We start from the raw sequence: 9,638 nt of genomic DNA on the forward strand, positions 1-9,638 counted from the left end.
GCCGGCGGACCGGACGCCTGGGCGGGCCCGACCGGCGGGGTGCCGGACAGCGCGATGCTGCTCGGGGCGTTCCGCCGGGCCGCCGGCGGCTGGGAGTTCAGCCCGTCCGGGCGGGCGGTGACGAACGGCCTGGCCGGGCTGGCGGCGGCCTTCGGCGTGGCGGTCGAGTAGTCGGCCGGGCCCCGGCCCCTTCCGGAACCGTCCGGAACCTGCCGGGGCCCTTGGTCCTCAGGGTCCGGCGTCATACCTGAGGAGGAGAAGGCCCCCCGCCGTCCCGCCGGGTCGGCGGGGGCCGACCCTCCGCGTGGCATACGAATCGCATTCGAACAGCTTGGGATGATGTTACGGAGTTAAACATTCCGTTAATCAGCCCGAGGAGTCCACGTGACGTTCCCCGCAACCGCCGTCCACACCGGCCGCGCGGCCGCCCGAGCCACCAGCCTGAACAAGGTCTACGGGGAGGGGGAGACCCGCGTCGTCGCCCTCGACAACGTCAGCGTCGTGTTCCCCCAGGGCGAGTTCACCGCCATCATGGGCCCCTCCGGCTCCGGCAAGTCCACCCTCATGCACTGCATGGCCGGCCTCGACACCGTTACCTCCGGCTCCTCCACCATCGGCGACACCGAGCTCGTCGGCCTCAAGGACAAGCAGCTCACCCAGCTGCGCCGGGACCACATCGGCTTCATCTTCCAGGCCTTCAACCTGCTCCCCACGCTGACGGCCCTGGAGAACATCACCCTCCCCATGGACATCGCCGGCCGCAAGGTCGACAAGCCCTGGCTCGACCGCGTCGTCGACACCGTCGGCCTCTCCGGCCGCCTCAGCCACCGCCCCTCCCAGCTCTCCGGCGGCCAGCAGCAGCGCGTCGCCTGCGCCCGCGCCCTGGCCGGCAAGCCCGACATCATCTTCGCCGACGAGCCCACCGGCAACCTCGACTCCCGCTCCGGCGCCGAGATCCTCTCCTTCCTGCGCAACTCCGTGCGCGAGCTCGGCCAGACCGTCGTCATGGTCACCCACGACCCCGTCGCCGCCTCCTACGCCGACCGCGTCGTCTTCCTCGCCGACGGCCGCATCGTCGACGAACTCCACCAGCCCACCGCCGACACCGTCCTGGACCGCATGCGCCGCTTCGACGCCAAGGGCCGCACCAGCTGATCCGGCCCACCGAGGCCCGAAGCCACCCGTCCCCCGAGTACCCCCAGGACTGACACTCCCTCATGTTCCGCACCGCACTGCGCAATGTGCTCGCCCACAAGGGCCGGCTGCTGATGACGGTACTGGCCGTCATGCTCGGCACCGCCTTCGTGTCCGGCACGCTGGTCTTCTCCGACACCTTCGGCAACGCGCTGAGGACCCAGAACTCCAAGAGCTACACCGACGTCGCCGTCACGGTCGCCGACCGCGAGGCCCGCAACCTCAGCGACGACGACGGCGGCCGGATCGCCGGCCCGACCCTCACCGAGGAGACCCGCACCAAGGTCGCCGCGGTGCCCGGCGTCGCCGAGGTCCGCGGCGTGGTCAGCGGCTTCGCCGGCATCGCCGACACCAAGGGCGCGCTGATCGGCAACGGCTTCTCCACCACCGGCACCAACTACGTGCCGGGCGCCGACGGCACCGACCCGCGCTACCCGCTGGTCGAGGGCCGCGGCCCGAAGGACGCCACCGAGATCGCGCTGGACCGCAAGACCGCCGACAAGGGCGGCTACAAGGTCGGCGACACCGTCCGGGTCGCGGTCAACGGCCCGGTGATGAAGCTCAAGCTCACCGGCACCCTGACCACCAACGACCCGCGCGTGGTGGCCGGCGGCTCGCTCGCCGCCTTCGACACCGCCACCGCCCAGCAGCTCTACCTGACCCCGGGCCGCTACGCCGAGCTGGACGTCAGGTCCAAGCCGGGCACCGACGACGCCGCGCTGCTCACCGCCGTCAAGCAGGCCGTCCCGCAGGGCGACTCCATCGAGGCGAAGACCGGCCGTGAACTCGCCGCCGAGCAGGACGAGATGATCCGGAAGGGCACCACCGTCCTGACCACCGTCCTGATGGGCTTCGCGGGCATCGCGCTGTTCGTCGGGATCTTCATCATCGCCAACACCTTCACCATGCTGGTCGCCCAGCGCACCAAGGAGCTGGCGCTGCTGCGCGCCGTCGGCGCCACCCGCCGCCAGATCACCCGCTCGGTGCTGATCGAGGCCGTGCTGGTCGGCCTGACCGCCGCGGTGACCGGTCTGCTGGCGGGCATCGGCATCGCCGCCGGACTCAAGTCGCTGCTCAACGGCCCGATGGACGCGAACCTGCCGGACGGCCCGCTGATCATCGCCCCGACCACGGTGGTCGCCGCGCTCGCGGTCGGCGTGCTGGTGACGGTGCTGGCCGCCTGGCTGCCCGCCCGCCGGGCCTCCCGGATCGCCCCGGTGGCGGCGATGAGCTCGGCCGAGCAGCCCGCGACCCAGAAGGGCCTGCGGATCCGCAACACCATCGGCCTGCTGTTCTCCCTGGCCGGCCTCGCCGCGCTGGCCGGCGGTGTGGCCGGCAAGGAGGTCAAGCTGGTCGGCCTCGGCGCCGGCACGCTGCTGATCGGCGTGTTCGTGCTGACCCCGCTGCTGTCCCGGCCGCTGATCGCGCTGTTCGCCCCGCTGCTGCGTGCCGTGTACGGCGCCCCAGGCAAGCTGGCCCAGGAAAACGCGGTCCGCAACCCGCGCCGCACCGCCGCGACCGCCTCGGCGCTGACCATCGGCGTCACCCTGATCACCTCGCTGACGGTGATCGGCGCCTCGGTGAACCAGGCCGTGGACAAGGCCGCCGAGACCGACCTCAAGGCCGACTACACCGTCGCCATGCAGAACTTCTCGAAGCTCTCCCCCGAGGTCGCCGCCCAGATCGCCAAGGCGCCCGGCGTCAGCGTGATCAGCGCCGAGCGCAGCGTCACCGTCAAAACCGGGCAGAACGGCGAGGACAGCGAGTGGATGACCGCGGTGGACGCCGCGACCATCGACCAGGTGGCCACCGTCAAGGTCAAGGAGGGCTCCCCGGACGCCCTCAAGCAGGGCAGGCTGCTGGTCAGTTCGGGCCGCGCCGAGCGCGCCGGCTACAAGGTCGGCGACACCCTCGCCGTCACCTACCCGGACGGCGCCAAGGGCTCGCTGACCGTCGGCGGCATCCTGGAGGCCAACACCGCGCTGGCCTCGGTCATCGTCCCGGAGGCCGTGGTCGCCCCGCACCTGGCGCCCGCCACCGGCCTGGAGAAGGTCCTGGTCAAGGGCACCAACGGCGCGACCGAGGAGCTGAAGCAGGCGCTGCGCGACGCGACCGGCGGCAACCCGCTGATCGCGGTCAAGGGCGCGAAGGAGATCAAGGCGGAGAACCGCCAGATGATCACCGGCATCCTGAACATGATGTACGGGCTGCTCGGCATGTCCGTGGTCATCGCGGTGCTCGGCGTGGTCAACACCATGGCCATGTCGGTGTTCGAGCGCCGCCGGGAGATCGGCATGCTGCGGGCGATCGGCCTGGACCGGCTCGGCATCCGCCGGATGGTCCGGCTGGAGTCGCTGCTGATCGCGCTGTTCGGCGGGCTGGTGGGTGTCGGACTCGGCATCCTGGTCGCCTGGGCGGGTGTGCGCACGCTGGCGGACAGCCTCAAGGACATCACCACCGTGGTGCCGCCGGTGCAGACCGTCGGCTTCCTGCTCGCGGCCGCCGTGATCGGCCTGCTGGCCGCGCTCTGGCCGGCCCACCGGGCGGCGAAGCTGGACATCCTGGACTCGATCAAGAGCCAGTAGTCCGGGCCCGGAACAGATGGAGCCCCCGGGGCGGTTCGGAAGAACCGGCCCGGGGGCTCCGTCGTGTCATCAGGCGAGCATCATCAGGTGGACATCGTCAACCGGACAGCATCAGGTGAACCGGATCGGGTGAAGCGGATCAGTTGAACAGCACCTTCTCGTTGTTCGGCTGCAGGGTACCGGTGGTCAGCCCGGCGGCCGAGACCAGCAGCTGGCCGGCCGGCTTGCCGTCGGTGCCCAGCACCTCGGCGGTGACCGCCGTGGTCTCGTCCGGCGCGGTGACCTGGAGGCCGGTGAGCACGTGGCAGGTCGCGTCCGACTTGTCGCAGGCGCTCCACTTGAGGCCCGCGTAGCCGGACTTGTTGGGCTTCAGGGTGACCAGCACCGCGGGCCCGGGGTACGACTCGCGGTTGGCCGCCAGCGCGTCCGCGCTGTTGTCGGCCTTCAGGCCGCCGAAGCCCGGGTAGCCGTACAGGGTGCAGTTGTGGCTGCTCTTGTTCTTGATCGTCAGCATCGCCGAGCCCGCGCCCTTGAGCTGCACGGTGGCGGTGATGTCGTCGCTCTTGCAGCGCGAACCGGCCGCCTGGCCGGCCATCGGGTCGCCCGGGACGGTGGCCCCGGCGGCGCTCGCCTTCGGGTCGCCCGGCTTGTCGTCGGTGTACTTCACGTCGTCGCACGCGGTCAGCAACACGGTCGCCGCGAGGGCGGCGACACCGGCGGCGACTAACCTGGCAGGCCTGCGAACGGTCATGTTCCCCCCATGTGTGGGTAATGGCATGGTGCTGTCACCCTAAGTACGAAGGTGGTGGCGCAACGGTTCCACTGGGACTGCAGTTTGTCAGAGCTGACCGTTTTCGTCGTCTTCCTGACTGGTTCCGACCGCTCCTGGCGAGAACTGGCTCCGCTCATACCAAACCGCCCCGGCCGGCGGGTGCCGGACGGGGCGGGACGGGGGGAGCGGGGTGGAGCGGGTGCTACGGGTGGAACAGGTCGAACGGCCGGATCAGGCGGCCGGCTTGGCGGCCACCGGCTGGGCGGGCTTCTTGCTCCTGCCGCCGCCGAGGACGTTGAAGAACACCGCCAGGGTCGGGACCAGGTAGAGCAGCCAGACCACCAGCTGCAGCACCGTCGGGGCCGGCTGGAAGTTGAACACGCCCTTCAGCAGGGTGCCGTACCAGCTGTCCTTGGGGATGGTGCTGGAGATGTCGAAGGCCGTGCTGTGCAGGCCGGGCAGCCAGCCGGCCTCCTGGAGGTCGTGCACGCCGTAGGCGAGGACGCCGGCCGCGACCACGACCAGCATCGCGCCGGTCCAGGTGAAGAACTTGGCCAGGTTGATCTTCAGCGCGCCCCGGTAGAACAGCCAGCCGAGCACCACCGAGGTGAGCAGGCCGAGCGCGGCGCCGATCAGCGGGTTCCAGCCGTCGCCGGTGGCCTGGACGGCGGTCCAGATGAACAGGGACGTCTCCAGGCCCTCGCGGCCGACGGCCAGGAAGGCGGTGACCACCAGGGCGGTGGTGCCCATCGCGATCGCCGCGTCCAGCTTGCCGTGCAGCTCGGTCTTCAGGTGCCGGGCGGTGCGCCGCATCCAGAAGACCATCCAGGTCACCAGGCCGACCGAGATGATCGACAGCGAGCCGCCGAGCGCCTCCTGGGCCTCGAAGGTGAGCTGCGAGGAGCCGAACTGGAGCACCGCGCCGAAGGCCATGGAGAGCGCCACGGCCGAGCCGACGCCGATCCACACCGGCGGCAGCCGGTCCTTGCGGCCGGTCTTGACCAGGTAGGCGATCAGGATGCAGACGACCAGGCTGGCTTCGAGGCCTTCGCGCAGGCCGATCAGGTAGTTGCCGAACACGCGGGCTCCTGGGGGGTGTCGAGATGGTACGGGAGAACAGGAGGGGTGTCAGCCGAAGAGGGCCTGGCCCCACCACTCCCCCGGCTTGCGCACGCCCGCCGGGCAGGCGAAGTGGGCGGAGCCGACGTGCTGGATGTACTCGTTGAGCTTGTCGCTCGCCGCGAGCTTCTGCTGGAGCGGGACGAAGGCCTTGCGGGTGTCGCGCTGGTAGGCGAGGAAGAACAGCCCGGCGTCCAGGCGGCCGAGGCCGTCGGTGCCGTCGGTGAAGGAGAAGCCGCGGCGCAGGATCATCAGGCCGCTGTTGGCGTCCGGGTGGGCGAGGGCGACGTGCGAGGTCGCGGGCATCGCCGCGAGGTCCGGCGCGTCGTGCTCCTTGCCCTTGCCGTACGGGGCGCCCTCGCCCTTGGTGCGGCCGAAGGTGTCCTCCTGGTCCTTCAGCGAGGCGCGGTCCCAGGTCTCGATGTGCATCCGGATCCGCCGGGCGACCAGGTAGGAGCCGCCGGTCATCCACTCCGGGCCGTCGCCGGGGGCGGCCCAGACGTGGTCGGCCAGCTTCGCGCCGTCGGTGCCCGCGATGTTGTGGGTGCCGTCCTTGAACCCCATCAGGTTGCGCGGGGTCTGCTCGTCCGGGGTGGTCGAGGAGGTCTTGCCGAAGCCGAGCTGCGACCAGCGGATGTTGACGGTGCCCATGCCGATCCGGGCCAGGTTGCGGATCGCGTGCACGGCGACCTGCGGGTCGTCGGCACAGGCCTGGACGCAGAGGTCGCCGCCGCTGCGGGTCGGGTCGAGCTTGTCGCCCTTGAAGTTCGGCAGGTCGATCAGGCCCTCGGGGCGCTTGGCCTGGAGGCCGAAGCGGTCGACGCCGTCCTTCTCGAACAGGCTCGGCCCGAAGCCGATGGTCAGGGTGAGCCGGGAGGCGGGCAGGCCGAGGGCCTCGCCGGTGTCGTCCGGCGGCGCCTCCGGCGAGCCGGGCACCGCTCCGGTGCCGACCTCGCGGCCGCCGGTCATCGCGGCGGCCGCCTTGGTCCACTCCTTGAGCAGCTTGACCAGGGACTCCCGGGTGGCCTTCTCGGAGACGTCGAAGGCGGCGAAGTGCAGCCGGTCCTGGACCGGGGTGGAGATGCCCGCCTGGTGCTCGCCGTAGAACGGCACCTCGGCGCCGACGGGGGCGGCGACCGGGACGGCGTCGTCCTGCCGGGTGGCCGCGGCGACCGAGCCGACGGCGGCGGCGCCGAGCGCGACGCCCGCACCGGCCCAGCCGATGACGGCGCGTCGGCTGACCGCGCCCCTGGTCCCGGTGGCGTCGGCGGCGGCCGGCGTCCCGTTCTGCTGCTCGTTCTCCGCGTCCATCGGCGGGCGGGCCCTTCTACTGTGCTGGACTTCTGCGCTGACCCGCGGAGGCCGTGGGGCCCGGATAGCGGGCCGCCACGGCGTCGGCGGGGTACTTCGGGGCGGGGTGGCCGGTTACTTGACGACCACGGCGGCGGCCAGCTTCGACAGCGGCTCGCCCAGCGAGTTGACCGCGTCGGAGAAGGCCTTGCGCTCGGCCTCGGTGACCTTGTCGTAGGAGGTGAAGGTGCCGTCGGCCTGCTTGTACTTGGCCAGCAGGGTGTTGATGGCGGCGAACTCGGAGTCCAGCGTCTTCGCCAGCTCCGCGTCCTTCTCGGAGGCGACCGGCTTCAGCAGCTCGTAGGCCTTCTGCGCGCCCTCGACGTTGGCCTGGAAGTCGGCCAGGTCGGTGTGGCTGTAGCGGTCCTCCTCACCGGTGATCTTGTTGGTGGCGACCTCGTCCAGCAGCTCCTTGGCGCCGTTGGCCATGCTGGTCGCGGTGATCTCCGCCTCGGGGATCTTCTTCTGCCAGTCCTTGAGGTCGGCGACCAGCTGGTCGGCGAGCTTCTTCTCGTCGTCGCCGATCTTCGCGTCGGCCCAGAGCGACTTCTCCAGCTTGTGCCAGCCGGTCCAGGCCTGGCCCGGCTCCAGCTTGTCCTCGCGGGTGTCGGTCTTCGGGTCGACGTCGCCGAAGCTCTCGGCGACCGGCTCGGTGCGCTCCCAGCCGGTGCGCGAGGGCGCGTACAGCGACTTGGCCTTCTCCAGGTCGTCCGCCTTGATCGCGGCGGCGAAGGCCTCGACGGCCGGGATGGTGGCGTCGGCCTGCTCCTGGGCGTACTTCCGGTAGGCGTCGACGGCGGCGGCCAGGCGCGGGTCGGCCGGCGCGGCGCTGCCGCCCTCGCCGGTGACGGTGATCTTCTGGCGGATTCCGTTGCCGACCATGCCGGGCTTGCAGGCGATCTCGTACGAGCCGGCCTTGATCTCGGCGTTGATGCTCGCCTTGGTGCCGGGGCCGATGTTCTCGCGCTCGGTGACGATCTTGTCGCCGTCGCCGTAGACGTAGACCTCGGTGGTCTTGGAGCCCTTGTTGCTGATGTCCAGGACGACGTGGCCGGCCGGGAAGGTGGTCTTGGAGACCTCGCAGGCGGTGTCGGTCGCGTTCACCTTGACCGCGTCGGAGCCGCCGGCCTTGTCGTCCTTCTTGGACGCGCAGCCGGCCAGGGCTGCGGTCGCCACGGCGAGGGTGAGCAGCGCGGCTGCGGTGGAACGGCGACGGGCGGACATGCGGGCTCCAACGGGAAAGGGCATGGGTGTGCCAAGGCAGTGCGGCCGGCCGGGGACCAGCAGACCATCATTAGCTAAGGCATACCTTACGTAAAGACGATTTTCCGTCTACACCCACCCCCTGAACCGTTACCGTCCCGGCGTCCGGCGGGCGGCCGTCCTGCCCGGCAGGCCGCCACCGTCCCGGCGGGCGACTACCGTCCCGGCGTCCGGCGGGCCGCGGCCCGGGCCGTCCAGCGGCCCTCGTGCCGGCTGATCCGGATCGGGTGGCCGAAGGTCTCGCTGATCAGCTCCGTGGTCATCACCTCGTCCACCGGCCCGGCCGCCACGCACTCGCCGCCGCGCAGCAGCAGGGCGTGGGTGGTGCTCTCCGGCAGCTCCTCCAGGTGGTGGGTGACCAGCACGCTGGCCAGCTCCGGGTGCTGGTGGCGCAGCAGGTCCAGGCTGTCCAGCAGCAGCTCCCGGGCGGTCAGGTCGAGCCCGGTGGCCGGCTCGTCGAGCAGCAGCAGCCGGGGGCTGGGCATCAGCGCGCGGGCGATCAGGGCCCGGCCGCGCTCGCCCTGGGACAGCGTCGTCCACGCGGCCTCGGCCATCGCGCGCATGCCGAGCGTGTCGATCAGCTGCTCGGCCCGCTCCAGCGCCTCCGGGGCCGGCTTGCGGTGGAACTCCGGCTCGATCGTGTTGGTGTAGCCGGTGAGCACCACCTCGCGCACGCTCAGCGGCGAGCGCAGCGGGTGGCGCGGATTGACGTGCCCGAGGTGGGCGCGCAGCTCGCGGACGTCCACCCGGCCGAGCCGGCGGCCGAGCACGTCCACCTCGCCGCGGGTGGGGTGGGAGACGGCGCCGAGCAGCGCGAGCAGGGTGGACTTGCCGGCGCCGTTGGGGCCGAGCAGCGCCCAGTGCTCGCCGGGCCGGATCTCCAGGGTGATCCCGCGCAGCAGGTGGCGGCCGTCGCGCACGACGTCCACGTCGCGGGTGCGCAGCACCGGCCCGGCGAAGTCGGGGGCGGATGAGTTCATGGGACTCCGATCACGGTGCCGGGCAGGGTGCGGGCGGGGCGCCGCACGGGACGGTCCGGCGCCGTCCGTCCGCGTGCAGAGTACAACCGTCGAGTCGCGGGAGGTCGGGGCGTCCGAGGGGTGGACGCGCCAGAACCCTGTCGCCCGGCGGGAGTTGGGAGGAGGATGGTGCCCTTTCCGAGGGGGGACGAGGGGGGACTCGATGACCGCGGACGGGGAACGGGCCGCCGGCACGCTGCACGGGCTGGTCGAGGAACGGGCCCGCCGGGCGCCGGCCGCGGTGGCCGTGCGCTGCGGCGGGCAGGAGCTCACGTACGGGGAGCTGGTGGAGCGGGCCGGGCGGCTGGCCGCCGTGCTGGCGGAGCGGGGCCTGGC

At 71.7% G+C, this 9,638-nt stretch carries 7 protein-coding genes; 2 read left to right on the forward strand and 5 right to left on the reverse strand.

Features of this window, described 5'->3' with window-relative positions; translation table 11 throughout:
* Positions 1-384 precede the first annotated feature (384 nt).
* Both AE652_RS26325 and AE652_RS26330 read left to right on the forward strand, forming a co-directional pair.
* A complete protein-coding gene (locus tag AE652_RS26325; protein ID WP_049655792.1) occupies positions 385-1,155 on the forward strand; it encodes an ABC transporter ATP-binding protein in 771 nt (256 codons plus the stop codon).
* A 62-nt stretch (positions 1,156-1,217) separates the two neighbouring features.
* Positions 1,218-3,779, forward strand: coding sequence for an ABC transporter permease (locus tag AE652_RS26330; protein ID WP_049655795.1), 2,562 nt, complete (start codon positions 1,218-1,220; stop codon positions 3,777-3,779).
* 139 nt (positions 3,780-3,918) lie between these two features.
* Here the strand turns inward: AE652_RS26330 and AE652_RS26335 are convergent, their stop codons facing one another.
* The 5 genes from AE652_RS26335 to AE652_RS26355 form a co-directional block, all read right to left on the reverse strand.
* Positions 3,919-4,530 carry a DUF4232 domain-containing protein gene (locus AE652_RS26335; RefSeq protein ID WP_159028565.1) on the reverse strand — a complete coding sequence of 204 codons (612 nt, stop codon included), beginning with the start codon at positions 4,528-4,530 and terminating at the stop codon, positions 3,919-3,921.
* A 252-nt stretch (positions 4,531-4,782) separates the two neighbouring features.
* Positions 4,783-5,631, reverse strand: a complete 849-nt coding sequence (efeU, locus tag AE652_RS26340; RefSeq protein WP_049655799.1) for an iron uptake transporter permease EfeU — start codon at positions 5,629-5,631, stop codon at positions 4,783-4,785.
* Positions 5,632-5,679: 48 nt separating this feature from the next.
* Positions 5,680-6,981: an iron uptake transporter deferrochelatase/peroxidase subunit gene (efeB, locus tag AE652_RS26345; protein WP_049655800.1), complete on the reverse strand. Its 1,302-nt coding sequence runs from the start codon at positions 6,979-6,981 to the stop codon at positions 5,680-5,682.
* Positions 6,982-7,095: 114 nt separating this feature from the next.
* Positions 7,096-8,244 carry an iron uptake system protein EfeO gene (efeO, locus tag AE652_RS26350; protein ID WP_049655802.1) on the reverse strand — a complete coding sequence of 383 codons (1,149 nt, stop codon included), beginning with the start codon at positions 8,242-8,244 and terminating at the stop codon, positions 7,096-7,098.
* Positions 8,245-8,438: 194 nt separating this feature from the next.
* Positions 8,439-9,263: an ABC transporter ATP-binding protein gene (locus tag AE652_RS26355; protein WP_049655803.1), complete on the reverse strand. Its 825-nt coding sequence runs from the start codon at positions 9,261-9,263 to the stop codon at positions 8,439-8,441.
* Between the last annotated feature and the right edge of the window lie 375 nt (positions 9,264-9,638).

The organism is Kitasatospora sp. MY 5-36 (assembly GCF_001182915.1).
Lineage (GTDB): Bacteria > Actinomycetota > Actinomycetes > Streptomycetales > Streptomycetaceae > Kitasatospora.